At 40.5% G+C, this 24,182-nt stretch carries 25 protein-coding genes; 16 read left to right on the top strand and 9 right to left on the bottom strand.

All coding sequences use genetic code 11. From position 1 onward, the window contains the following. Nucleotides 1-545 precede the first annotated feature (545 nt). Nucleotides 546-1,367: a sterol desaturase family protein gene (locus tag PQR79_RS05790; protein WP_238107100.1), complete on the top strand. Its 822-nt coding sequence runs from the start codon at nucleotides 546-548 to the stop codon at nucleotides 1,365-1,367. Here the strand turns inward: PQR79_RS05790 and PQR79_RS05785 are convergent. From PQR79_RS05785 to pseB, 6 genes are all read right to left on the bottom strand, one after another. After that, nucleotides 1,353-2,666, bottom strand: coding sequence for a tyrosine-type recombinase/integrase (locus tag PQR79_RS05785; protein ID WP_238107101.1), 1,314 nt, complete (start codon nucleotides 2,664-2,666; stop codon nucleotides 1,353-1,355). The genes PQR79_RS05790 and PQR79_RS05785 overlap by 15 nt on opposite strands. Nucleotides 2,667-3,288: 622 nt before the next feature. Continuing rightward, entirely contained in the window at nucleotides 3,289-3,972 is a 684-nt protein-coding gene (locus PQR79_RS05780) for a glycosyltransferase family 2 protein (protein ID WP_238107102.1), read from the bottom strand. Then, nucleotides 3,954-5,042: an N-acetylneuraminate synthase family protein gene (locus PQR79_RS05775; RefSeq protein WP_238107103.1), complete on the bottom strand. Its 1,089-nt coding sequence runs from the start codon at nucleotides 5,040-5,042 to the stop codon at nucleotides 3,954-3,956. Before PQR79_RS05775 ends, PQR79_RS05780 begins: the two co-directional genes overlap by 19 nt. Continuing rightward, nucleotides 5,026-5,886, bottom strand: a complete 861-nt coding sequence (locus PQR79_RS05770; RefSeq protein ID WP_238107104.1) for a sugar nucleotide-binding protein — start codon at nucleotides 5,884-5,886, stop codon at nucleotides 5,026-5,028. Before PQR79_RS05770 ends, PQR79_RS05775 begins: the two co-directional genes overlap by 17 nt. Further along, the gene (gene pseF / locus PQR79_RS05765; RefSeq protein WP_238107105.1) at nucleotides 5,883-6,578 is read right to left on the bottom strand and encodes a pseudaminic acid cytidylyltransferase; all 696 of its coding nucleotides are present in this window, start codon (nucleotides 6,576-6,578) and stop codon (nucleotides 5,883-5,885) included. The genes PQR79_RS05770 and pseF overlap by 4 nt, the downstream gene beginning before the upstream one ends. Before the next feature lie 13 nt (nucleotides 6,579-6,591). Further along, nucleotides 6,592-7,605, bottom strand: coding sequence for a UDP-N-acetylglucosamine 4,6-dehydratase (inverting) (gene pseB, locus PQR79_RS05760; RefSeq protein WP_238107106.1), 1,014 nt, complete (start codon nucleotides 7,603-7,605; stop codon nucleotides 6,592-6,594). Nucleotides 7,606-8,059: 454 nt separating this feature from the next. Between pseB and PQR79_RS05755 the strand changes: the two genes are divergently transcribed. Then, the gene (locus PQR79_RS05755) at nucleotides 8,060-8,539 is read left to right on the top strand and encodes a DUF2947 domain-containing protein (RefSeq protein WP_238107225.1); all 480 of its coding nucleotides are present in this window, start codon (nucleotides 8,060-8,062) and stop codon (nucleotides 8,537-8,539) included. Between the two features lie 69 nt (nucleotides 8,540-8,608). Then, complete coding sequence (locus PQR79_RS05750; protein ID WP_238107107.1) at nucleotides 8,609-9,169, top strand: chalcone isomerase family protein; 561 nt, start codon at nucleotides 8,609-8,611, stop codon at nucleotides 9,167-9,169. A 112-nt stretch (nucleotides 9,170-9,281) separates the two neighbouring features. Here PQR79_RS05750 and PQR79_RS05745 read toward each other — a convergent pair whose 3' ends face one another. The 3 genes from PQR79_RS05745 to flgA all read right to left on the bottom strand — a co-directional run bounded on the left by PQR79_RS05745 (nucleotide 9,282) and on the right by flgA (nucleotide 10,914). Continuing rightward, nucleotides 9,282-9,707, bottom strand: coding sequence for a flagella synthesis protein FlgN (locus PQR79_RS05745; protein WP_238107108.1), 426 nt, complete (start codon nucleotides 9,705-9,707; stop codon nucleotides 9,282-9,284). A gap of 96 nt (nucleotides 9,708-9,803) precedes the next feature. Further along, nucleotides 9,804-10,133: a flagellar biosynthesis anti-sigma factor FlgM gene (flgM, locus tag PQR79_RS05740; protein ID WP_238107109.1), complete on the bottom strand. Its 330-nt coding sequence runs from the start codon at nucleotides 10,131-10,133 to the stop codon at nucleotides 9,804-9,806. Between the two features lie 73 nt (nucleotides 10,134-10,206). Next, complete coding sequence (flgA, locus tag PQR79_RS05735; protein WP_238107226.1) at nucleotides 10,207-10,914, bottom strand: flagellar basal body P-ring formation chaperone FlgA; 708 nt, start codon at nucleotides 10,912-10,914, stop codon at nucleotides 10,207-10,209. A 378-nt stretch (nucleotides 10,915-11,292) separates the two neighbouring features. Between flgA and PQR79_RS05730 the strand changes: the two genes are divergently transcribed. The 13 genes from PQR79_RS05730 to flgL all read left to right on the top strand — a co-directional run bounded on the left by PQR79_RS05730 (nucleotide 11,293) and on the right by flgL (nucleotide 24,142). Further along, nucleotides 11,293-12,213, top strand: a complete 921-nt coding sequence (locus PQR79_RS05730) for a chemotaxis protein CheV (protein ID WP_238107110.1) — start codon at nucleotides 11,293-11,295, stop codon at nucleotides 12,211-12,213. Nucleotides 12,214-12,268: 55 nt separating this feature from the next. Further along, nucleotides 12,269-13,102 carry a CheR family methyltransferase gene (locus tag PQR79_RS05725; protein WP_238107111.1) on the top strand — a complete coding sequence of 278 codons (834 nt, stop codon included), beginning with the start codon at nucleotides 12,269-12,271 and terminating at the stop codon, nucleotides 13,100-13,102. 136 nt (nucleotides 13,103-13,238) lie between these two features. Then, nucleotides 13,239-13,637, top strand: a complete 399-nt coding sequence (gene flgB / locus PQR79_RS05720; RefSeq protein ID WP_188917894.1) for a flagellar basal body rod protein FlgB — start codon at nucleotides 13,239-13,241, stop codon at nucleotides 13,635-13,637. Between the two features lie 2 nt (nucleotides 13,638-13,639). Then, nucleotides 13,640-14,056, top strand: a complete 417-nt coding sequence (flgC, locus tag PQR79_RS05715) for a flagellar basal body rod protein FlgC (RefSeq protein WP_238107112.1) — start codon at nucleotides 13,640-13,642, stop codon at nucleotides 14,054-14,056. A gap of 23 nt (nucleotides 14,057-14,079) precedes the next feature. Further along, nucleotides 14,080-14,859 carry a flagellar hook assembly protein FlgD gene (flgD, locus tag PQR79_RS05710; protein WP_238107113.1) on the top strand — a complete coding sequence of 260 codons (780 nt, stop codon included), beginning with the start codon at nucleotides 14,080-14,082 and terminating at the stop codon, nucleotides 14,857-14,859. 60 nt (nucleotides 14,860-14,919) lie between these two features. Next, a complete protein-coding gene (gene flgE, locus PQR79_RS05705; RefSeq protein ID WP_274408414.1) occupies nucleotides 14,920-16,275 on the top strand; it encodes a flagellar hook protein FlgE in 1,356 nt (451 codons plus the stop codon). A 251-nt stretch (nucleotides 16,276-16,526) separates the two neighbouring features. Next, complete coding sequence (flgF, locus tag PQR79_RS05700) at nucleotides 16,527-17,270, top strand: flagellar basal-body rod protein FlgF (protein WP_188917902.1); 744 nt, start codon at nucleotides 16,527-16,529, stop codon at nucleotides 17,268-17,270. Between the two features lie 11 nt (nucleotides 17,271-17,281). Then, the gene (gene flgG, locus PQR79_RS05695) at nucleotides 17,282-18,070 is read left to right on the top strand and encodes a flagellar basal-body rod protein FlgG (RefSeq protein ID WP_188923629.1); all 789 of its coding nucleotides are present in this window, start codon (nucleotides 17,282-17,284) and stop codon (nucleotides 18,068-18,070) included. 9 nt (nucleotides 18,071-18,079) lie between these two features. Next, the gene (gene flgH / locus PQR79_RS05690) at nucleotides 18,080-18,754 is read left to right on the top strand and encodes a flagellar basal body L-ring protein FlgH (RefSeq protein ID WP_238107114.1); all 675 of its coding nucleotides are present in this window, start codon (nucleotides 18,080-18,082) and stop codon (nucleotides 18,752-18,754) included. A gap of 10 nt (nucleotides 18,755-18,764) precedes the next feature. Then, the gene (locus PQR79_RS05685) at nucleotides 18,765-19,862 is read left to right on the top strand and encodes a flagellar basal body P-ring protein FlgI (RefSeq protein ID WP_238107115.1); all 1,098 of its coding nucleotides are present in this window, start codon (nucleotides 18,765-18,767) and stop codon (nucleotides 19,860-19,862) included. 17 nt (nucleotides 19,863-19,879) lie between these two features. Then, complete coding sequence (gene flgJ / locus PQR79_RS05680) at nucleotides 19,880-21,016, top strand: flagellar assembly peptidoglycan hydrolase FlgJ (protein WP_238107116.1); 1,137 nt, start codon at nucleotides 19,880-19,882, stop codon at nucleotides 21,014-21,016. After that, nucleotides 21,016-22,929 carry a flagellar hook-associated protein FlgK gene (flgK, locus tag PQR79_RS05675; protein ID WP_238107117.1) on the top strand — a complete coding sequence of 638 codons (1,914 nt, stop codon included), beginning with the start codon at nucleotides 21,016-21,018 and terminating at the stop codon, nucleotides 22,927-22,929. The genes flgJ and flgK overlap by 1 nt, the downstream gene beginning before the upstream one ends. A gap of 10 nt (nucleotides 22,930-22,939) precedes the next feature. Further along, nucleotides 22,940-24,142, top strand: a complete 1,203-nt coding sequence (gene flgL / locus PQR79_RS05670; protein WP_238107118.1) for a flagellar hook-associated protein FlgL — start codon at nucleotides 22,940-22,942, stop codon at nucleotides 24,140-24,142. The last annotated feature ends 40 nt before the right edge of the window (nucleotides 24,143-24,182 follow it).

Below are 24,182 nucleotides of genomic sequence, written 5' to 3'. Positions count from 1 at the left end.
AACCTTAGCTTATCCTCTCAAGCAGCTCTCTCTTTTCCTCCGTGGAGAGCTCTTCTATTTCCCGCACTAACCTATCCATTTTCGATTCGTGCTGAAAAGTCCCTAACAAGTGAGCGGTAGTAATTCCCAATTCAGCCCTAACTTGTTCAATATCTAAATGCGCATAAGTGCTGGCTGTGATACTGGCTCTTGTTTAAATCCCTAGGGCTATGGCCTAACAGCTTACTCGTCGTTTGAATGGTACCGCCTCGCATGACGCTCCAGCTGGCGATGGTTCGCCTTAAATCATGAATGGTGACAACTCTTTTGAAAGCGTAGGCCTTTTTCTGTGCCTCGAAGCTCTGCACGTTCGGTAATGCGATGCTAAAAGCTGCCTTTACCATCCTTTTTTATACGTGAACAAGTCTATGGGTTAAATAAAATGCTCAGCTATAGAAGGCTTTCGCTGCTAGGATTGTTTATAGCTAAATTATTTGTTAACACTTGAACTTTCATATGATTAAATGGATATTTAACGCTAAGTTAAGAATGATTGGATATTTATAGTGATTGAAATTATTTATGAAATTTGGAATGTCGTTTCTACAGCAATTTTAAATTTAGGCATGTTAAGTGTGCTGTTCTTTTTACTCGCTTTTCTTGTCAAAGGCAAAGAGGCTGTAACGGCTTTTAGAAATAGTTTTTCTAATAGTATGTTTAACTTAAGTATCATGTGCTTTAATTTGATTTTACTTCCAATGGTTGCTTTTAATGTCGATTGGATTTATTCGTTTGATTACTTGAGTGCTATCTGGGTTTCAGTTCCGGAAATATTAGTTATTTTGGTTGCTATCTTTTGTGGAGACTTTATAGGCTATTGGCGGCATAGATTGGAGCATACTAGATTATTATGGCCTTCACATGCGATGCATCATTCTGATACTCATATGACATGGTTAACCTTACAAAGATTCCATCCGTTCAATAGGTTATCAACAATGGTTATTGATTCGATATTTCTTTTGAGTCTTGGTTTTCCGCCATATGCCTTAATAGCGAGTAATCTAGTACGTCACTATTATGGTTATTTTATTCATGCGGATTTACCTTGGGATTATGGACGTTGGAATAAAATTTTTGTTTCACCAGTAATGCATAGATGGCATCATGCTGCCGAATCTGCTGCACACAATACAAATTTTGCGACTGTTTTTTCTATTTTCGACAGAGTTTTTGGAACATACCGAGTGCCAAGCTTGTGTAATGTTCCTTTAGGTATTTCATATAATGTTGGTGGAAACTTAATTGGCCAGCTGCTTTATCCATTAAAATTCAGATCATATTTTCCCCAACGTAAAAATCGACCCACAAATTCAGTTGGTAGTTAATAATCTCAATAGTTCCTGCTGCTCTTCATTCGAGAGTAGCTTAATCTCCCTCACTAACCTATCAACATTCGACTCATGTTGAAAAGTACCTAATAGGTGAGCCGTAGTAATACCCAATTCAGCCCTAACATGTTCAATATCTAAATGCGCATAAGTACTAGCCGTAATACTGATATCGCTATGGCCTAGCAGCTTACTGGTGGTTTGAATGTTACCGCCTCGCATGACGCTCCAACTTGCTATGGTTCTCCTTAAATCGTGAATGGTAACGTTATCACCTTTTTCAGCGCCACGAAGCTCTGCGCGTTCTGTGATGCGATGCCAGAAGCTGCCTTTGCCTGCCTTTTCGATTATATGGCCTGATTGACTGCGCTCACTCGGGAATACAAAACGCTCACCTTTAACAGCGTCTTGGCTGCGTCTAGTCAGAATATCCATCGCTTCTTTAGTGAGTGGCACAGCATGAGGCTTTTTAACTTTCATTTTACTGGTTGGAATCAGCCAAATGCCACGTTGATGATCTATCTCGCGCCATTCCATGCTAAAAACACAGCTTTTGCGCTGGCCTGTTAATAGCAACATCATCACCACATCGCGGTAAATAGGAAGCTCTAACTCTAAGGCTTCTAGTAGTCGCTTGACTTCATGCTCGGCTAAAATACGCTCTCGTTTAGTACCTGCTAGTTTTTTGATATGCACAAACGGGTTTAGCGGTTGGTCGTTGAACATTGACTTGAGCAAGGTTAGGCATTTATTTCTAATTGCGGCGGAATTTTTGGTGATAATGAGTTTAATGAAATTGTCAGCATCCGTTTTAGAAATGCTTTCAACTCTTAAATGACCAATGCGCGGTTTGATATGTTTGTTCCAAATGGAATGAACATCATCCAATGACTTTTGCCGACGTTCACCTGACTTAATCTTAATGCTGAACTCAGCAACATAGGCGTCAAATAATTGTTGAACTGAAATGGATAGGGCATCTTCAAGCGCTATGGCTTCTTTGGCTTGTCGTTTAGATTCGTTGGGGTTAATACCTTGGGCAATGTCTACCGCGATTAATTTAGCCTGCTTGCGTGCCTGCTCAATGGTCAAATTGGGGAAGAGGCCAATAGTGACGGCAACGTCTTTGCCTAAGTGCTTACGTCTAAAGCGAAAATACTTTTTTCCTGATGGCATAACTTCTAAAATTAGGCCTTTTACTGACTCTCTTTGGTCTAAATCGGCAATTCTATAGCGTTTTGGGGCACTTTTTAGCTGTTCAAAACAACGTTTATTGAAAGTAAATTCTTTACTCATAATCACTTAGCCTCAAAAGTTGTGCCGCCTATGTGCCGCCTCTGGAATCTATTTTGACTAATTTACAGTAATTTTGGTTAATGTCAAAAACGTGAATTTCGATTTAAGGTATTGATAAATAACATTTAGTTAATTTTGGTTAACTTTGGTTAAAGTCAGCCAAACTCACCTGTGGGGAGACCATAAATGTTTTTTGAGTTTTTAAGTATTTTCAAAACTTTGTTTTGATAGTTCGGATTCATTCATGGACATTTAGCGTATTTTCGCTCTTAAAGGCATGTAAGTTCGTTGAAACAGTCACTCTGTGAGTGCTTACTTTTTTAAACGCCACACTTAATTTACAAAAAATGAACAATAAAAAATGTTAATTATTAAGATTTATTGCATTACAGCAGATCATTTAATGACTAACCGATGTTCGATAAACACCTGTGCTCTTGCCTCAAGGTCGTTGACTATGAGATAAAAAGTAAACCTAATAATACAAAATCTAGTCTTTCTTGATGTGCAGTCAATTTTAATTATTTATATCTATAGTGAAGGCATTAATAAATGGATTAATTTTATATAGATAGTTTCAAATGATTAATATTATTACTGTAAGCTATAAATAAGTGAGCAATTAATTTTTTAACTTGTTAATAAGTATGTATGCAATTGTTTTTGTTAAGCTTTTTAGTATTTTTAGATTTATGATTAAACCAGAACCAAACCTTGGGCTATCTTCCCGTGATCTTATCTTTACCGGAATTTGAGATACATTTTTATTATTAATTAATGCCCAAGTTAGTAGCTCTGTTCCAATAGAGTCAAAGGTTTCAAATGTACCATATTCAAGATATATAGATTTCTTATATCCTTTTAAACCGCAAAGGGGATCGTTAATTTTAAAATATATTTTAAAAAAAAGACTATATAACTTTTCTGAAAACCTAGCTGTATATTGTCGCTTGCCGACAACAAGATCTATATCATTAACAAGTAACCTATTTATTAATATTTTTACCGATTTAGGATCGTGTTGTCCATCGGCATCCATTGTTATTAGATAATCAACGTCAAGCTTAGCAATTGCATGAGATAACCCTTCATTTATTGCTCCAGCATAGCCGTGATTTTTTGTTAGCTCTAATACTATAGCACCACTTTCATTGGCGACAGATGCAGTATTATCACTTGAACAGTCACTCACAACAATAATATTGATCTTATCATCAATTAAATCAAAAATTTCTTTTATGACAAAGTTTATTGTTGTTTCTTCATTAAATGCTGGAATTATAATTGCTATTTTATTTGATGCCATTTTATATACTCTCCAGCAGGAATGTTTTCTAAAGATTTTTTACCTATGACTTCACTTAAGTAATAGGGGGCTATACTGTCTTCAGGTGATGGGCGTAAACATTCTAAATTATCAGCTTTTAGTATATCACCTATTTTTACTTCGTTGCGTAAACGAATAGATCTTCGTTGAACTATAACTGTATCCTTTTCATTATCCTCAACTTTTTTAATGCTTGAGCCTAATGATAAATAAAGTTCTTTTGAACGTTCAACCATCTCATTCCATGAATTAGGATTCATAGCAAACTTATGATCAGGGCCTTCATTATTATTATTATCTGTAAAATGTTTTTCAATAACATTAGCTCCTAAAGCAATAGCTCCCAAAGTAGTAGAGTGTCCAGGTGTATGGTCACTCAAACCAAGGATTGCAGTTGGGTACATTGTTCTGAAGGTTTTTATTACATTAAGGTTGATATATTTAAAGTTTTCTAGGGAAGCAGTGTAATTAGTATTACATTGCATTATAACAATCTCACCAGTGTGAGAAAGAGCTTGCTGAATGGCCCTGTCAACCTCATCTAAAGTAGAGGCGCCACATGCTAAAAGGATAGGTTTTCCTTTTGATGCCATTTTATCAATAATATCTTGCCAAGTAATATCGCCAGAGCCTACCTTATAAGCTGAAACATATTGATCTACATAATCAACCAAATCTAACGAATAAGGACTAGTGAAAAACTCTACGCCTGCTACTTTAGCTTCATCCATTAATGATTGTGTCCAATCTAAATTAATTGATGCATCTTGATATACTTCGAATACAGTTTTTTTCCAGTTCTTTTGATGAGACTTTACATCAGTTAATGTTTCAAACCCATATTTACTGACAATAGTATCAGCTTTAAAATGCTGAAACTTTACAGCATTTGCACCTGCATTCGCAGCAAGATTAATCAACTCTATTGCTTTATTTAGATTACCGTTGTGATTAGCACCTATATCCGCAATGAAATAAGGTTCCCCTTGGCTTGATATTGTAGTCTTACCAATTTTGAATTCGCTAGAAAATTTATTTTTTGAAGTCATTTGCTACGCTCTCAATCTCATATTTAAGTGTAGGAAGTTTAAGTCCATATGTTTTTTCAAATAAACTGACATTCATTCTCATATCTTTAGGTCTATCCGTTGATAATTTAAAATCGTCTACACTTATAGATTTATATTTTATGTTTGGTAGACCGCATGATTTTAAAAAATAAAGTATAAACAACTCTTTCGACATGCCATTGTTTGAACCTATATTATATATTCCGGGTATTTTTTTCTTTATACAAATCAGTATAATATCACATAGTCTATCTATTGATATTGGAGAAAAGTATACGTCATTAAATAAGTGTAACTCTTCCCCTTTAGCTGCCTTTTGGTACATTGTATTACACAAGCCTTGAGCGCTAGAACTTAAACTTTTTCCAAAAAAGTTAGTGCGTAATATTATAGAGTTAACATTATTTAAGCATTTTTCTGCACAATATTTTGTCATTGCATAATTATTAATGATTCTAATATCTTCTTCAGCTGACATGTTGAAATTATAAAGGTGGTCCGTTGAGATTTGAATAACAAATGTTTTAGGTTTTTTTATTGCATAATCCGCAATATTTTCAACTATTTTTGTATTTGTCCTGTATGCTAACGATATATTTTTTTCACAAAGGTCTACATCAGTAAGAGCAGCAAGGTTAATTATTATATCAGGGTTTGTTGTGTTAAATATATCATGGCTATCTACTTTTGATGACATATCAGTTTGGTAGCTGCTATCTCTTGATTTTCGTGTCACGGTAATTAAATTAAAATTATTTTTTAATTTAATTGATAACGAAGAACCTAGCAATCCATTTGAACCTATAAGTAATATCGTTTTCATAGCATAGGCTTATTGTTTTTTAACGTGTATTTTAGCTCAGCCAAAGTCCAGTCATTATGAGTGTCAATATCTTGTGCATGATTAGGTTTTATTATGTATGGAATACATTTTTTTGTGATAAGTTTTGCTTCATTTAACGCGGAATAGGGCTTAAAAATATAAAACTGCCCAGCATCATGATAATTAACCTCTAAATCTTGACTTCTACAGTTGTAATTTTCTGGATTATTTGAAACTAAAAAACCTGACTTGTTTTTTAATGATCGCTGTATTGGATGGCTATATTCTAAAACTGAACAGATGCTTGAAGCTTGTTTATTAGATATTAATCTGTCAATTGCTTCATTAAGTATTTCAGGTGTTGTGAATACGGATGTGGGATATACACAACAAATATAATCATACACATCAGATTCTTTATCAATAACTTCTGATATGACATCGAATGTCGTTGCGAAGTCATCTGAATTCTTTTCGCTTCTCATATATGGAACTAAACAGTTGTACTTTTCCGCTACTTTTTTTATTTTTTCAGAATCTGTTGAAACTATAATTTTAGTTACTCTTTTAACAGATTTTAATGCTTGTATCGGGTAGCTAATAATTTCTTTTCCTAAAAAAGACTTTATGTTTTTATCAGGAATACGTTTGCTTCCTCCTCGAGCGGGTATAATTGCTAATATTTTTAACATTAAAATTAATCCTTTAAACAGTAAATTCGGGATCTACATGCTCTTTAATTAAAGCGCGTAAGCTTTCAACTGTTTCCCATTCGGTGTTTGTTTCTGAATTATACTTAAATCCAAAAGGTACTTTTATTGCATTATGATGTTTTATAAAATCTTCTTCGTTGTTCATAAAGCATACTGAAGGTAAGATTGCATAATAACGACCTAAATCAATTGTATTTAATGAGTCAGTATCAGTGATCATTTCTTCATGTAATTTTTCTCCTGGTCGAACACCGACTATTTTTATTTTACATTCAGGGGCAACCGCTTTTGCTATATCTAAGATCCTATAAGATGGTATTTTAGGAACAAATATTTCTCCTCCAAGATGGTTTTCAAGAGCGTATAAAACCATGTTAACACCATCCTGAAGTGAGATATTGAAACGAGTCATATTTTCATGGGTTATAGGGAGGATGCCTTCATTTTTTTTCTTTATAAAAAAAGGAATTACTGAACCTCGTGACCCCATCACGTTACCATAACGAACAACGCTGAAGCGGATATTTTTAGATCCTTTAATATTGTTAGCAGCTGCAAAAAGTTTATCTGAAACTAATTTCGTTGCACCATAAAGATTGATTGGGGCGCAAGCTTTATCGGTAGATAGTGCAACTACATTTTTTACTCCGCATTTTAGAGCTGCTTGAATCACATTTTCAGCGCCATCAATATTAGTGCGTATACATTCGGTCGGGTTATATTCAGCTGTATCTACTTGTTTAATAGCAGCTGCATGTATAATGGCATCAACCCCTTCACATGCTTGTATTAGCCTATTTTGATCGCGAACATCTCCAATGAAGAAACGCAGTTGTGGGTAAAGTTTGTGAGAGTATTTTTGTCTAATTTCAAACTGTTTCAGCTCATCACGTGAATAAATGATAATCTTTTTTACTTTTGGGTATTGCTCAAGAATTGTTTCGATAAACTGTTTACCGAAAGAGCCTGTTCCTCCAGTGATAAGTACTGTTTTACTATTTAGCATTGTTTATTCCTAATTTATGTAACCAATACAATGACTTTTACTAAATAAATAGAGCTATTTTTAGACTGCAAACTTATCAAATGTCGCTAACAAGCTAGTCTATGCGTAGGTGCCCGACGACTTAACTGTTTGCTTTAGCCCTTTATCATAAAGCCAAAAATTAACTAGTTCTACTTTAATTTTACCCAAGTAGAATATTGCAACTAACTGATTCAAATTGATTAAGAGGTGGCTTTAGCATGGCTACTTAACACTGTCACTGAGCAAAAAATCAACACATCAAGAGTATAGCTTAATATTATTTTATACATTATTCGTCTATATTGATCATAAAGAAGGAATTTTTTTAAATTACCACCACATAGCATCAGACTTGTCTAATGTAATTAACTTGTTTCAATGCCCTGTTATAGGCTTTATAATGCTGTTCATTTTTTTGTCCTGGAGCAGTTGTTTGTCACACTCATATATTCCGTTTGATCTTTATAAACGTAAGTGGATTTTTAACCATAAAGATTTGCCTGTGTCAGATGATGACAAGGTACTGATTAAGCCGTTGGCTGATAAAAGTGCCATGGAAGTCTGGAATAAGTGGATAAGCAATAAAAGCAGCCGTGCTGAACAATTTGCTAAAGGTGATTGGCCAGCAAAGCAAGATGCCTGGAATGCAACCGAACACTGGCAGTCAGCGTGGGATTCAAATGATAACGCATTGCCAGAAGCGATTATTGAGCATATTCAATGGCCAGATGAAGCGGTGGTTTATTTTTGCTATGAAAAATATCAAGTGATTGAAACACGCTGGGACGTATTTGTGCGTAACTGGAAATGCTTTTTGTTTTTTGATGACGGTCCAATTTTAATGGCGCCTAAACACAAACAAGCACTGATGTTTGAGCAAAACGGTCAATACAAATTGGGCATGCGTGGCTAATCGGCCTTGGCGCCTTTATGGGCAGTTCCCCTACCTAAAGCATAAAATACATAACGATAACGAGAATATATGAAACTTAATCAATTAATTGGGTTAGCTTTTGCTGTGATGTTGCCAGTTGTAGCTCAAGCAAAAGTCGTTGCCGACGTAGATATTGCCGAGCAAGCAACATTTGCAGAACAAGCTTTAGTACTTAATGGCGCAGGTGTGCGCAGTAAGTTTTTTATGGACTTATATGTTGGCAGTTTATATTTGCCGACAACAGCAGATCACTTAGACAGCGTACTTGAACAACCCATTGCGGTAATTCAGTTAACCATTACGTCGGGGATGATAACTTCAGACAAAATGCGTAATGCCATAGAAGAAGGCTTTGACGCGGCAACCGATAATAATATTGGTTCGATTAAATCGGATATCCAACACTTCAGCCAATTATTTGCTGACGAAATTGTTGAGGGCGACCAATTCACTTTTGTCACTCAAAAAGGTAAGGGCGTTACCAGTATTAAGAATGGTAAAGTGCAGGGCGAAATTGCGGGAGAGGCTTTTCGTCAGGCATTATTAAAGATTTGGTTAGGTGATAACCCAGCACAAAAGAGCTTAAAGCAGGATATGTTAGCGCAATAAGCGTTACGGCTTAGTTTTAATTAACAGTTGTTTTCGTTAAGCAGCGGTATTGCCCGCTGCTTTTTTATGGCCATCATTTAGTCATTACAATTCGCACAGCATTGACGCAGTGCTACGCGGTAAAGTCATTACCTAAGGTTGAAATCGTTGAAGTTTTACCTTTGTCATTATAGGTAAGGCTAGAGGCATTTCGGCTCACTTGCAGTGCTTGAGACAGGCGGTTGATGGTCGCAATATTGTGTTCGATTAAGTTCGCATTTTGTGCATTGATGTCTTTGCACTCAGCCAATATTGCTTTAGCTGATGCCACTTTTTCGGCCAATTCTGGCTGAGAGGTGAGTTTGTCATGTTCAGGATGTGCTGCGAGCTTTTCATCAGTGACTTTGAGTAAACTCATACGCTGCATTTTGTCTTTGGCCAACTGCAGAAGTTTGTCTGCATCTTGTTTTAGCAATGCATTTTTTTCGTCGCTGATAAGTTGTTTTAGCTGAGTCAGAGTTTGATGCTGAGCATCAAGAAGCACAGTTAGATCGGTCATATATTACTCTTTTATTTACGTTATCAACACTTTCCTATGATGCCATTAAGCACCGAAGAGTTCGTTGAAAATACCATAAAGAGTAACGAGTTACTGCTACTCTTTATCGAATGATAAGCCACTTAATTCAGCTTCAAAACTGGCAATATTTGCTGCTAGTTTTTCTGGGTCAACTTTGTAGCGACCTTCTGAGATAGCTTGTTTTATTTCAGCCACTTTTTTCTGATCGACTTCTGGCAATGCAGCCATTTTAGTTTGAGCACCTTGCAGCTGTTGAGCTTGCGAAGTGATGCTAACCGAATCAGTTTTAACCGGTGTTGCAGACTTTTGCGCCGCATCGGTATTTGTTTGCGAAGTAGACTGCGTGTCACGTGCGGTGCGCATCTGTGTATTGGTCGCAGTATTGTGCTTAATATCAATTGCCATGTGAGGCTCCAGCGTAATGAATCAGGTTTTCCTTACAGGCTATCGGCGCTCCAGGAAAAAACTTTAGTCTATTTTACATTCTTACTTCAACTTCGCCAACGGCAATTACTATGGCTTCTAATTGTTTGTTACTTTGACTGTTTTTAACACGGATTGATTCACCAATATTACCGTCACGTAAGGCCTCACCTAATGTTTTTATCTGTATGCTTTCGGTTTTTGCATAAATTGAAATCATGTCCCCCTTACACACAAAGCACAGGTTATTGCCTATTAGTGGTGAATCCTTAGCAACTCTGCGCTTAACACGCGAACCAATTAACGCTTTTACATCAGAAAAAAACTGACCTTTTAAACTGTATTGATCGATATACTCAATACTTAAATGATGATAATCAATAATTTCATCGGGTGATAATAACTCTGCCGCTACGACTACAGGGTACTGAATACTCACTCTTACAGACAAATACATTTGCCACGGATAATCATAATCGGGTGTTTCACAACCTATTTTTACGGTGTTATTTCGAGATATTTCCCTGTCGCTGGCTAATTCGACTGATATGGGAGGGTAACAGCGCGGTGGAGTGAGTCTCCCTTCGAGGTTTTGAGGGGTAATATCAACCTTAGCATTTGAGTCTACATCTATTTTTTCTTCAACCGCCTCTTTAGCTAACTGATAAATGGTCGATAATGAGGGAGCGACAGCTTCTTCGCTGGCAAATGCGGGCAAAGAAAGCGAGAGTGAGCACAAAAAACATAAAAAAATTACTTTCATAATGAAGATACTAGCTTGTTTTGCCAGAATACACCTATACTTTGAAAAGCCATAAATACGCAAACCATAATGGCGTATTGGATAGACAAAAAGCGGGACGGTATAAGGACTAACCATCAATGTTACCCTCCGTCAATAAAGTACCGTATTGTCTTGTAAAGTAGTTTAAAGCAAGTTGTATGCCTATTTTAGATTGAATTAGTGGGTTGGTATTGTCGTCCGGAGCGTGCATACAATGATTAACACGTGTTAGCGACCAATAAAGGGTGTGGCTAACCAAGTATCAATTATAATGAGCCACGATAAACGACCAAGCTTACTATAATTTTAATAACAAATTTTATCCTTTAGGGTGACAGTTAACTACAAGGCCGCGATATGTCGAGCATTTTAGAATCAGTAAATAAACGTACCCAGCTTGTTGGGCAAAACAGATTAGAGTTACTGCTATTTAGACTTAATGGCCGTCAACGCTTTGGCATTAACGTGTTTAAAGTAAAAGAAGTTCTGCAATGTCCGCCATTAACAACATTACCTAAGTTAAACCCATTTGTTAAAGGTATTGCTCACATTCGTGGTGCAACCATTTCTGTGATTGATTTAAGCGCAGCAACGGGCGGTCGTCCGTTAGCCTCTACCGAAAATTGTTTTATCATCATTTCTGAATATAACCGCAGCGTACAAGGCTTTTTGGTGAGCTCTGTAGAGCGAATCATCAACATGAATTGGTCGGCGATTATGCCTCCTCCTCAGGGGGCTGGTCGTTATTCTTACTTAACCGCAGTGACTGAAATTGAAGGTGAGTTAGTTGAGATTTTAGATGTTGAAAAAATTCTTGATGAAATATCTCCAGTAAAAACAGCCATCAGTAAAGAAGTGAATGAAACACTGACTATCGACAGAGAACAGCATTACCATATTATGGTTATTGACGACTCAGCGGTTGCGCGTAAGCAGATTATCCGCTCGTTAGAATCATTAAACCTACAAATTGATACCGCCAAAGACGGAAAAGAAGCGTTAGATAAGCTTAAGAGTATTGCCAGTGAAATGGATGACGTGTCGCACGAAATTCCGTTAATTATTTCTGATATCGAAATGCCAGAAATGGACGGCTACACTTTAACCGCTGAAATCCGTGACGATCCTAAATTGAAAAACATCAAAGTGGTACTGCATACATCGCTCAGTGGGGTATTTAACCAAGCAATGGTTCAAAAAGTAGGTGCAAATGATTTTATCGCTAAATTTAACCCAGATGAATTAGCCGCTGCGGTAAATAAGCATTTGAGTTTATAATGACAATGGTTGAGTTGTTAAGCGTATAAAAGCTTACTTATTTTAGGATGATAATGTGACAGATAAATCACTTGCTGAAGCAGAGTACAATCAATTTAGGCTGTTTTTAGAGCAGCATAGCGGTATTGTGTTAGGCGAGAATAAACAATATTTAGTGCGTAGCCGTTTGGCTCCTTTGATGGGTAAACATAATTTACCGTCATTATCAGAGGTGGTTAAAAAGTCGATGAAACCGACTGAACGTCAGTTACGTGCTGAAGTTATTGATGCGATGACCACTAATGAAACATTATGGTTTCGTGACCGTTATCCTTTTGAGTTATTACACAACACACTATTACCTGAATACAGCAAGCTCGGGCGACCATTAAAAATTTGGTCTGCTGCCTGCTCATCGGGTCAAGAGCCCTACTCGTTGGCAATGACGGTTTTAGAGTATCAACAACGTAAACCTGGCGCATTAAGTGGCGGTGCATCAATTCAAGCTACGGACTTATCACCATCAATGCTTGAGCGCTGTAAAAATGCTGAGTACGACAGTTTAGCGTTAGCACGTGGTTTGTCTGATGAGCGAAAGCGTCAGTTTTTTGATGCTTTACCGTCAGGCAACATGAAAGTGAAAGATAATGTAAAGCGTTTAGTTAATTTTAGAGCACACAATCTCCTTGAAAGTTATAGCTTATTAGGTAAATACGACATTATTTTTTGCCGTAATGTGCTGATTTACTTTGCTCCAGAGGCAAAAGCAAAAATCTTGCGGCAATTTGCTGCCGCGCTAAATCCAAAAGGGATTTTATTTTTAGGTGCGTCAGAATCTATTGCCGGTTTAACCGAAGAATTTAACATGGTTCGTTGTAACCCAGGTATTTATTACCAGAAAAAAGTTTAGCTAAATTAATGGTTTATAATTTATCTCATGCCGGCGTTCGTCGGCATGTTCGTTTTTAATATCGTTTATCCTAATATTTAAATTGTTGGCATAACCCTTGCTTTAATTCTATCAGTTAGCTGACGGAGGCAATTTTATGGCGATTAATTTCGATAATGCATTAGGTGTTCACCAATATTCTTTGGGCGTGCGTGCGCAAAGAGCTGAAGTGATTTCAAGTAATATCGCCAATGCCAATACTCCTCACTACAAAGCGCGAGACGTAGACTTTGCATCGGCTATGCAAGCGGCCACGTCTCAGCAAAAAGGCTTAAGCATGAGCCAAACCACAGAAAAACATTTTGATTTAACGTCATTAACGCAGCAGCACGTGCAATATCGCGTGCCAAATCAAGCTGACACAGGCGATGGCAATACCGTTGATACGCAAAAAGAACAGACTGCATTTATGCAAAATGCGCTCGAATATCAAATGTCACTGGGTTTTCTTGAAAGTAAATTTAGTGGCATGCGTAAAGCATTGCGAGGTGATTAATCATGAGTTTATACAATATTTTTAATGTTTCTGGTTCTGGAATGTCAGCGCAATCTGTCAGGCTCAACACCACTGCCAGTAACATAGCCAATGCTGACTCTGTTTCGAGTAGCGTCGATAAAACTTACCGTGCGCGACATCCTGTGTTTGAAGCTGAAATGGCCAAAGCCAACAGCCAACAAAATCAATCGCCAGGGGTGTCAGTCAAAGGCATTGTTGAAAGCGACAAACCTCTAATAAAAGAATATTCGCCAAGCCATCCGCTGGCTGATGGTGATGGGTTTATTTACAAGCCAAACGTTAATGTAATGGAAGAAATGGCAGACATGATTTCTGCTTCGCGATCTTACCAAATGAATGTGCAAGTAGCAGATGCGACAAAATCCATGCTGCAACAAACATTGAATATGGGTAAATAGTTTGATTTTTCAAGGAGGCAGCTATGAGCCTAATTAATTCTTACAGTCAGTCTTTACCGCAAGCATCCAGTAGTACGACCAATACGAGTGCGGTGACAAAAAGTTCGGTACAAAGCACAACGACAACAACGGGTAACTCGTTCCTTGATTCGATTAGGTTACCTGAAGAAAGTGCGATACCTGAAGCGAATGATCAAATGCTGAAACAGGAAGACTTTTTCGCATTGCTCAGCCAACAGTTATCAATGCAAGACCCCTTTGAACCAGTCGATAACGATCAAATGATTGCCCAAATGGCATCGTTTTCAACCGTTGATGGTATCTCTAATCTTAATGATGAGATTTTAAATCTCAACACGGTAATGAGTTCAAGTCAGGCTTTACAAGCCTCGGGCTTAGTGGGGCGTAAGGTACTTGTTCCATCTGATACAGGGGCTATTTCAGCTGAAAGCCCAAATATTAACGGTGTTATCAGTACCCCATCGGCTATCGATAAAATCACTGTTAGTGTTGAAGACCAATCGGGGCAGGTGATTAAAACCTTTAGTGTCGACGGCAGTGCAGGCGGAAACATCGATGTGTCATGGGACGGTTTAGATAAAAATGGTTCTCCAGTGGAAGAAGGCTTGTATTCAATTAAAGCCAGCGGAAAAGTGGACGGTGAAGCACAAGAGTTAGCGGTATCTACTTATGCTCATGTTAGCAGTGTGTCATTAGGCACTTCAGCAACAGGGGCTATTTTGAATTTGCGCGGTGTCGGCGGTATTAAGTTAACTGACGTACTTGCCGTATCTGAAACTTAACAATATTTACTGAGTGCTGAACTAGCCTGTAGATTTTGAATTAAACATTTGAGGTGAATTATGTCATTTAACATTGCTCTGAGTGGTATCTCTGCCGCGCAAAAAGACTTAAATACAACAGCAAACAACATTGCTAACGTCAACACAGTCGGCTTTAAAGAGTCACGTGCTGAGTTTGCCGACGTGTATGCCAACTCGATTTTTTCTAACAGCAAAACGGCTGTCGGCGGCGGGGTAACAACCACTCAAGTTGCGCAGCAATTTCATCAAGGCAGTTTACAATTTACCAGCAACTCATTGGATATGGCGATCAGCGGCGGTGGCTTTTTTGTTACGTCGTCGGGTGTAGGCACTCAAGATTTATCTTATACTCGCGCTGGTGCATTTAAAGTTGATTCAGACAACTATATGGTTGATGCAGCAGGTAACTTTTTACAAGGCTTCCCTGTCGATGATGAAGGGAACTCTACTTCAGTGAGTTTAACCACAACCCAGCCCATTCAAATTCCTGATACGGCAGGTAGTCCAGTTAAAACTGGGCTTGTTGAGATGCAAATGAACCTTAATGTGGGTGAAGAGGCGTTAGATCCAGCTTCCTTTGATCCTGATAACTCAGATACCTATAACAACTCAACCTCGGTGACCATTTATGACTCATTAGGTGAGTCTCATATCATGACCACTTATTTTGTTAAGCCAACTAATGCATCACTCACCGGTGAGAGTAATTGGGTGGCATTTTATGCAGTAGACGGTGAGCCTGTTAGTGTGGATAGCGTCGGAACATATAACACTGATACTGACGGCGATGGTGTTTCTGATGGAACAGGTACAGCCAGTGCGGGGACTTGGAATGGTTCGGTGTTGACATTTAATGATGTAGGCGCTTACACCGGAAGCGATCCTGACCCTATTACGACGATAACTCTTGGGTCTACGGGTGCTGGAGTGCTAGATCCGGGCGCCGATGGTACGCAAACCATTGAAGTGAGATTTGATAGCCCAACTCAATATTCGTCGCCATTTGAAGTCACGGCATTAAGCCAGGACGGTATTACCGTGGGCCGTTTAACCAATGTGGGTATTGGTTCAGATGGTTTAATCACCGCCAGTTACAGTAATGGTTCAACCGTACCGTTAGCCCGTGTTGCCTTAGTGCGTTTTGCTAACGAGCAAGGATTAACCCAGGTGGGTAATACGTCATGGAAAGCCAGTTTAGATTCAGGCGAAGCATTAGCCGGTGAAGCAAATAGCGGTACGTTTGGTGGTATTCAGTCATCTGCACTTGAGCAATCTAACGTAGATTTAACCACCGAATTGGTAGATTTAATCTCGGCTCAGCGTAATTTCCAGGCTAACTCTCGTACCCTTGAAGTGAACAATACCCTAAACCAAACAGTACTACAGATCCGTTAATCTTTACTCACTATGTTTGATTAACACACAAGGTGTTGCCGTTATCGGCAACACCTTGCCATGTTAAGTTTACCTCACATCTTTTACCGTACTACTGCTGTTTTTTTGACTCTTAGTCACATCTTCCTATTAGCTTAACTCCTTTATATTCAACATATTAAATTTAGAGCTGTCTAAGTAAGTTTCGTTGGCACGATGCTTGCTTTATCACTGCATATGTTATTTTTGTAGAAAGTTTGACGGAGCAGCAAATGGACAAATTTCTTTATGTTGCCATGACTGGCGCTAAGCAAGGCATGAATGCCTTAGCGGTCAGTGCTAACAACCTTGCCAACGCCAATACTGACGGTTTTAAAGCTGACATGACGCAAGCTCGTGCTATGCAAGCGTTTGGTGAAGGTTTGCCGAGTCGTGTTTTCTCGATGATTGAAAGCCCTGGCACTAACTTTGAAAGTGGCCCCATTGTCACAACAGGCCGTAACTTAGATGTTGCCGTTAAAGGCGATGGTTGGTTAGCCGTTCAAGCGGCAGATGGCTCTGAAGCCTACACCCGTGCCGGCAGTTTAAAATTTGACAGTACAGGTTTGTTGCTTAACAGCAGTAATCGCCCCGTGATGGGAGATGCAGGGCCAATCGTATTACCGTTGCCAATTGAAAAAGTCGAAATTGCCGCCAACGGTATTATCTCTGTTAGGCCACAAGGCGCGACAGCAGAAGTGATTGAAGAAGTTGCTCGCATCAAACTGGTTAACCCAGGTAACAATCAAATGATGCGCGGTGAAGACGGTTTATTTCGTCTCATGGCCGGCGGCAATGCCCCAAATGACCCTAATGTTGAAGTAGAAAGTGGCGCGGTTGAAGGCAGTAACGTCAACTCGGTGCATGAAATGGTCGCGATGATTGACATTCAACGTCAATACGAAATGCAAGTCAAAATGATGAAGAACGCCGAAGAGATTGATCGCGCGTCGACTTCCTTGATGAGAATTAGTTAGGAGTAATAGTTATGATTCCAGCGTTATGGATAAGTAAAACCGGTGTCGATGCCCAACAAACCAACATCTCGGTTATTTCTAACAACGTGGCTAACGCCAGTACGGTAGGATTCAAAAAAAGTCGCGCGGTGTTTGAAGATTTGTTGTATCAAACCGTCAATCAAGCCGGTGGTGTCAGTGCAGACAACACCAAACTACCTAATGGCCTAAACATTGGCGCAGGTACTAAAGTGGTTGCCACCCAAAAAATGTTTACCCAGGGCAGCATGTTAACCACCGACAATTCATTAGATTTAATGATTGAAGGCTCTGGCTTTTTTGAAGTGCAAATGCCAGACGGCACCGCAGCTTACACCCGTAATGGGCAATTTAGTTTGGACGATACCGGCCAAATTGTGACCCCAGGTTCAGGTTATGTTGTGCAGCCAGCCATTACGGTGCCTGACGATGCAACCAGTATCACGGTGTCTGCTGAAGGTGAAGTGTCAGTGCAAATCCCGGGTACCGCAGAAAGCCAGGTTATTGGTCAGCTCACCATGACAGACTTTATCAATCCGTCAGGGCTAGACCCATTAGGGCAAAACCTTTACACCGAAACCGGTGCCAGTGGTACGCCTATTCAAGGTACTGCCTCACAAGATGGTTTAGGCGCTATTCGTCAAGGGGCGCTAGAAACCTCTAACGTTAACGTGACAGAAGAGCTAGTCAATTTGATTCAAGGTCAACGTATTTACGAGATGAACTCAAAAGTGATTTCAGCGGTTGACCAAATGCTGTCTTACGTTAATCAGAACCTCTAAGGAGTTATCATGATTAAATATATTACGTTAGCGTCGATGATTTTATTGGTTGGCTGCAGCTCTACACAAAAAAAGCCGATTGCTGATGACCCATACTATGCGCCGGTTTACCCTGATACGCCGCCGACGCAAGTTGCCGCTTCGGGATCTATTTTTCTTGATACTCAAGCATCGAGCTTGTACTCCGACATTCGTGCTCATCGCGTTGGCGATATCATTACTGTTACGTTAAAAGAGTCTACTCAAGCGAAAAAAAGCGCAAATAATGAAATCTCTAAAGGCAGTGACCTTAATGTCGAACCCGTTTATGCCGGCGGTAAAAACGTCACCATTAATGGTATTCCACTTGATTTAGGCTATTCCGATAGCATCAACACCACCCGCGAAGCCGACGCTGATCAATCTAACAGTTTAGACGGCAGCATTTCGGCCAACGTCATGCAGGTGTTAAGCAATGGCAACCTCGTTATTCGCGGTGAAAAGTGGATATCAATTAACAACGGTGATGAGTTTATTCGCGTTACTGGCATTGTTCGCAGCCAAGACATCAACCCAGACAACACCATCGATTCAACCCGAGTGGCCAATGCCCGTATTCAATACAGTGGCACCGGTTCATTTGCAGACTCACAAAAAGTGGGTTGGTTGAATTCGTTTTTCATGAGCGACTGGTGGCCTTTTTAAGGAGTAAGACATGAAAACCAAATTGTTGATGTCGCTTATGACCTCATTGTTAATCCTTAGCGCCCCCGTTCACGCTGAACGGATTAAAGACATTGCTAATATTCAAGGCGTAAGAAGCAATCAGTTGATTGGCTATGGTTTGGTGGTGGGCTTACCTGGCACGGGTGAAAAAACCCGTTATACCGAGCAAACCTTTCGCACCATGCTTAAAAACTTTGGCATTAACTTGCCTGACTCAGTTAGACCCAACTCAAAAAACGTTGCCGTAGTTGCTGTACACGCCGACATGCCAGCGTTTATTAAACCGGGTCAAAACCTTGACGTTACCGTGTCGAGTTTAGGCGAAGCCAAAAGTTTACGTGGCGGTACGCTGATTCAAACCTTCCTAAAAGGGGTTGATGGCAACGTATACGCTATTGCTCAAGGCAGCCTTATCGTGAGTGGTTTTAGCGCCGAAGGTTTAGATGGTTCACAAGTGATTCAAAATACCCCAACGGTAGGCCGTATCCCCAGTGGCGCAATTGTTGAGCGCAGTGTGGCTAGCCCATTTTCAAGCGGAGATTACCTGACATTTAATTTACGTCGCTCAGACTTTTCAACTGCAAAACGCATGGCCGATGCCATTAATGATTTACTCGGCCCAGAAATGGCCCGCGCCATTGATGCAACTTCAATCCAAGTGAGTGCGCCGCGTGATGCATCACAACGGGTGTCGTTTTTATCAACCCTTGAAAACATTGAGGTTGAGCCTGCTGATGAGTCAGCCAAAGTCATTGTTAACTCACGTACCGGCACCATAGTAGTGGGGCAGCACGTTAAATTATTACCCGCTGCGGTGACCCATGGCGGCTTAACGGTCACCATCGCTGAGGCTACCCAAGTGTCACAGCCTAATGCGTTAGCCGGTGGCGATACTGTAGTGACCACCAACAGCACTATCGATGTGTCAGAAAAAGACCGTCGTATGTTTATGTTTAATCCAGGCACCAGCCTTGATGAGCTTGTCAGAGCCGTCAATTTAGTGGGCGCCGCACCATCTGATGTACTTGCCATACTCGAAGCATTAAAAATGGCAGGCGCTTTGCATGGTGAACTTATCATCATCTAAAAATTGTCGGTATGACTATGGAAAAGTTGTCAAATTCATCGAACTTTCTGGATCTAGGAGGACTAGATTCACTTCGTGTCCAAGCCCAGAAAGACGAGAAGGGGGCACTTAAAGAAGCGGCAAAGCAATTTGAAGGTATTTTTATTCAAATGCTGATGAAAAGCATGCGAGATGCCAATGCCGCGTTTAAGTCAGACAATCCGATGAACAGCCAAACCACAGAGTTTTTTGAGCAAATGCGCGACCAGCAAATGTCGGTAGATCTCTCAAACAAAGGCATGTTGGGGCTAGCAGAGCTAATGGTGCAACAACTAGACCCCGAAAACAGCCCAGTTACTCCTGCCTCTGTACTGCGTGGCGACAGCGACAACAAAGTCAATCCAAGCATGTTTGTGGCGCAACCAAGTGAGCTAGACCAAAACACATTAGCCAGCATTGCGTCAAATCAACACGTGGCAACATCGCACCATGCCATTGACGACGCTCAACTAGAAGCGGCAATGCCACAACAGCTTGCCAGTGTATTGCGCGGTGAGCAGCTCGCGAGCCAATCGTTTGCCAATACACAGGCCACAATACCGGCGATTTCGGCGGTAAACGCTGGCAATGATTTGCCGCAAGAAACCAACAAATTAAAAGCGAAAGGGGTTGCGGTAAGCGAATTTACCAGCCCACAACACTTTATTTCAACCTTATACCCACATGCTGAAAAAGCCGCCAAAACATTAGGCACCTCAGCTGAAGTATTAATTGCTCAATCGGCCCTCGAAACCGGTTGGGGTCAAAAAGTGATTCGCCGTAACGACGGCACCATGAGCCACAATTTATTTAACATCAAAGCAGATAAACGTTGGCAAGGTGAAAAAACCTCGGTGAACACCCTGGAATTTGAAAAAGGCATTCCTGTGCAACAAAAAGCAGATTTCAGAATGTACGACAACCTTGAACAAAGCTTTAGCGACTTTGTGTCATTTATTGGCCAAGGTGACCGATACGAAGATGCACGTAAAGTGGCCAGCGAGCCGACTCAATTTATTCGGGCATTGCAAAAAGCGGGCTATGCCACCGACCCACAATATGCCAATAAGGTGATTAACGTGATGAAGTCGGTAAAAGAAGGCCTTAAATCTGTATTACCTCTGGAGACTAAATAATGGCGATTGATCTACTTAGTATCGCACGTACCGGTGTCGCGGCATCCCAGTCTCAACTTGGGGTAACCAGTAATAACATCGCCAATGCCAATACCGAAGGTTATAACCGCCAAACGGCAACTCAGGCCACGTTAGAGTCGCAACGTCTTGGCGACAGCTACTATGGTACAGGTACATATGTGTCAGACGTAAAACGCGTTTATAACGAGTTTGCCGCACGCGAGTTACGTATTGGCCAAACCAGTATGGGCGCAGCTGAAACCTCATATTCAAAATTAAGCGAACTCGACCAGCTTTATGCGCAAGTGGGTAACATGGTGCCTAATGGTATCAATGATTTTTTTGCCAGCCTTAACAGCGTAGCCGACCTGCCTGCCGACTTAGGTATTCGTAGCAGCAGTTTAGGCGCGGCCGAACAAATGGCCATTGGCATAAATCAAATGCAGTCGCAACTGGATAACCAGGTAAAACAAACCAATAGCCAAATAGAGTCGGTGACCACTCGCGTTAACGAAATCAGCAAAGAGCTGGCTAACATCAATTTAGAGTTGATGAAAGATCAAGGCGACAATAACCAAATTTTAGACAAACAAGACGCACTGATATTAGAGCTGAGCGAATACGCGCAAGTTAACGTGATCCCGTTAGATACAGGCGCTAAGTCGATCATGTTAGGCGGGTCTGTCATGTTGGTGTCGGGCGAAGTGGCAATGAGCATGGGCGTGAGTGCCGGCGACCCATACCCTAACGAGCCTAAAATTACCGCCTCTATTACTAACAAAACATTAGATGTCGACCCCAGTAAATTAGGCGGGCAGCTAGGTGCCTTGTTTGCTTATCGCGACGACACTTTAATCCCTGCCAGCAATGAACTGGGCCAATTGGCCTTAGGTGTCGCCGACACCTTTAACCAAATGCAATCTAGCGGTTTTGATTTAAACGGTAATGTTGGCAGTGATATTTTTCGAGATATCAACAATCCGCTAATGGCAGCAGGCCGCGTTGGGGAGTTCTCCAGCAATACCGGTACTGCGGTGATGTCGGTCAATATTGACGATGTCGGCGCCTTGTCTGGTAGCAGTTACGAGCTAAGTTATACCACCGCAGGCGATTTTGAATTAACAGATACCCAAACGGGCAGTGTGACAACGCTAACCCAAACCGGCAGTCAGCTTGTAAGTGACGAAGGCTTCACCATCAATATTGCCAGTGGTGCGATGAATGCTGGCGATAGATTCGAAATTCGCCCAACCGCCGGCGCCGCAGCGGGTATCAGTGTCGTCATGACCGACCCTAAAGGCATTGCCGCCGCAGGGCCAACCTTAACCGCCGCCACAACAAATTCAGGTAATACTTCAGTTAGCTTAAACAGCATGGACTCAAGCGCGACAGGTTTTCAAGGCGTTGGCTCATCAATCACCTTTGAGCTAAATACTGCTGCCAATACTTATGAGGCATTCAATAGTGCAGGCACTTCATTAGGCACAGGCACTATTACTAATAACAACATTAATGCCTTTGGTATGGACTTTGATATTACATCAAGTACCACCGCAACCGCTGACAGCTTTACGTTCGACTTAACGTTTGCCGAAGGCAGCAACAGCAATGCCGTCGCCATGGCCAAATTGTCGGACGTCAAATTAATGAACAACGGCACCGGCACCTTAACTAGCGTATTTGAAAACACCAAATTAGACATTGGTAGCCAAACCAAAGCCGCAGAAGTGAGTTTAAGCTCGGCAGAAGCCATTTATCAGCAAGCTTATGACCGGGTGCAAAGCGAATCTGGCGTTAACCTAGACGAAGAAGCCGCCAATTTATTGCGCTTTCAACAATCTTACCAAGCCGCCGCGCGCATTATGTCTACTGCGCAAACCATTTTTGACACCTTATTAAGCTCGGTTCGCTAGGAGATAAGCCATGAGAATTTCTACCGGACAAATGTTTCAGCAAAGCACTAACAGCATTTTAGAAAAGCAATCAGCCACTAATAGCATCATGGGGCAGATTTCGAGCGGCAAAAGAGTCGAAACCGCAGGTGATGACCCTGTAGCGGCGATTGCTATCGATAATCTCAAGCAAAAGAATACCTTGGTTGATCAATATGAAAAGAATATTGATTACGCGACAAATCGTCTAGGCCTAACAGAGACTAAAATTGGTAGCACAGAGTCTTTGATGGACTCAATGCGTGAACAGTTATTGCGTGGTGCTAACGGCAGCCTTAGTTCAAATGAGCGGCAAATGATTGCCGATGAAATGAAACAAAGCTTAGAAGAGCTGCTTTCTATTGCAAATAGTAAAGATGAATCTGGCAATTATATATTTTCGGGTACTAAAACGAATAATCAGCCATTTGCTTTTGATACTAGTGGTGAAATTGTTTATAGCGGTGATTCAGGTATCAGAAAAAGTGTGGTTGCATCTGGCATTGCAATGACGACAAATATTCCAGGTGATACTGCATTCATGAATGCTGCAAACCCACTTGGTGATTACGGTGTCAATTATTTGTCTTCTCAGCAAGGTGAGTTCAATTTGTTGAGTGTAAAAATCATCGATGAAACAACCCATATTGCTGATACATATACATTTAATTTTATTGATAATGGCGCTGGAGTTGATCTGCAGGTGGTCAATTCTGCAGGGACTGTTGCAACAACTATGACTAATTTTGACGCAACAAGCGCGGTATCTTTCAATGGCATTGAAGTGAAATTAACGGGAACACCGGCAGCTGGCGACTCTTTTACGATTGAGCCTAAAGAGACTGTAAGTATTTTTGATGCTTTTAATCAAGCGATAGCTTTCTTAGAAAGCCCTGATGCGACAACAACACCTCAAAGTAAATCACAATTGGCACAACTATTGAATGATATAGGCAGTGGTCAAAATCAAGTCAGTACGGCAAGAAGTATCGCAGGTAATAATTTGAAAGGTTTAGAGAGTATCTCGTCAAACCATTCAGAAGAAAAGATTATTAATAGCAGTGCACTTTCTATGCTCGAAGATCTCGACTTGGCCGAAGCCATTACTGAGTTTGAGAAGCAACAACTCGCACTTAATGCAATATCGAGTGTGTTTAGTACGGTAGGTTCGCTTTCATTGTTTGATTACATCTAACAATAAGCAATCACGTTAAATTGTAAAATTTAGCCAAGCT

Origin of the sequence: Shewanella metallivivens, assembly GCF_028750675.1 — a bacterium.
In the GTDB taxonomy this organism is placed as follows: Bacteria; Pseudomonadota; Gammaproteobacteria; order Enterobacterales; family Shewanellaceae; genus Shewanella; species Shewanella metallivivens.
This window is presented reverse-complemented; position numbering and strand designations above follow the sequence as displayed.

Excerpts from the sequence above, each read along its gene's own strand:
- PQR79_RS05745 (WP_238107108.1), bottom strand. The coding sequence starts at position 9,707 with ATGACCGATCTAACTGTGCTTCTTGATGCTCAGCATCAAACTCTGACT.
- flgH (WP_238107114.1), top strand. The coding sequence starts at position 18,080 with ATGATTAAATATATTACGTTAGCGTCGATGATTTTATTGGTTGGCTGC.
- flgA (WP_238107226.1), bottom strand. The coding sequence starts at position 10,914 with ATGAAAGTAATTTTTTTATGTTTTTTGTGCTCACTCTCGCTTTCTTTG.
- flgF (WP_188917902.1), top strand. The coding sequence starts at position 16,527 with ATGGACAAATTTCTTTATGTTGCCATGACTGGCGCTAAGCAAGGCATG.
- flgJ (WP_238107116.1), top strand. The coding sequence starts at position 19,880 with ATGGAAAAGTTGTCAAATTCATCGAACTTTCTGGATCTAGGAGGACTA.
- PQR79_RS05775 (WP_238107103.1), bottom strand. The coding sequence starts at position 5,042 with ATGACTTCAAAAAATAAATTTTCTAGCGAATTCAAAATTGGTAAGACT.
- flgK (WP_238107117.1), top strand. The coding sequence starts at position 21,016 with ATGGCGATTGATCTACTTAGTATCGCACGTACCGGTGTCGCGGCATCC.
- PQR79_RS05750 (WP_238107107.1), top strand. The coding sequence starts at position 8,609 with ATGAAACTTAATCAATTAATTGGGTTAGCTTTTGCTGTGATGTTGCCA.
- flgD (WP_238107113.1), top strand. The coding sequence starts at position 14,080 with ATGAGCCTAATTAATTCTTACAGTCAGTCTTTACCGCAAGCATCCAGT.
- flgL (WP_238107118.1), top strand. The coding sequence starts at position 22,940 with ATGAGAATTTCTACCGGACAAATGTTTCAGCAAAGCACTAACAGCATT.
- PQR79_RS05780 (WP_238107102.1), bottom strand. The coding sequence starts at position 3,972 with ATGGCATCAAATAAAATAGCAATTATAATTCCAGCATTTAATGAAGAA.
- flgC (WP_238107112.1), top strand. The coding sequence starts at position 13,640 with ATGAGTTTATACAATATTTTTAATGTTTCTGGTTCTGGAATGTCAGCG.
- PQR79_RS05785 (WP_238107101.1), bottom strand. The coding sequence starts at position 2,666 with ATGAGTAAAGAATTTACTTTCAATAAACGTTGTTTTGAACAGCTAAAA.
- flgM (WP_238107109.1), bottom strand. The coding sequence starts at position 10,133 with ATGGCAATTGATATTAAGCACAATACTGCGACCAATACACAGATGCGC.
- PQR79_RS05685 (WP_238107115.1), top strand. The coding sequence starts at position 18,765 with ATGAAAACCAAATTGTTGATGTCGCTTATGACCTCATTGTTAATCCTT.
- PQR79_RS05770 (WP_238107104.1), bottom strand. The coding sequence starts at position 5,886 with ATGAAAACGATATTACTTATAGGTTCAAATGGATTGCTAGGTTCTTCG.
- pseF (WP_238107105.1), bottom strand. The coding sequence starts at position 6,578 with ATGTTAAAAATATTAGCAATTATACCCGCTCGAGGAGGAAGCAAACGT.
- PQR79_RS05730 (WP_238107110.1), top strand. The coding sequence starts at position 11,293 with ATGTCGAGCATTTTAGAATCAGTAAATAAACGTACCCAGCTTGTTGGG.
- flgG (WP_188923629.1), top strand. The coding sequence starts at position 17,282 with ATGATTCCAGCGTTATGGATAAGTAAAACCGGTGTCGATGCCCAACAA.
- flgB (WP_188917894.1), top strand. The coding sequence starts at position 13,239 with ATGGCGATTAATTTCGATAATGCATTAGGTGTTCACCAATATTCTTTG.
- pseB (WP_238107106.1), bottom strand. The coding sequence starts at position 7,605 with ATGCTAAATAGTAAAACAGTACTTATCACTGGAGGAACAGGCTCTTTC.
- flgE (WP_274408414.1), top strand. The coding sequence starts at position 14,920 with ATGTCATTTAACATTGCTCTGAGTGGTATCTCTGCCGCGCAAAAAGAC.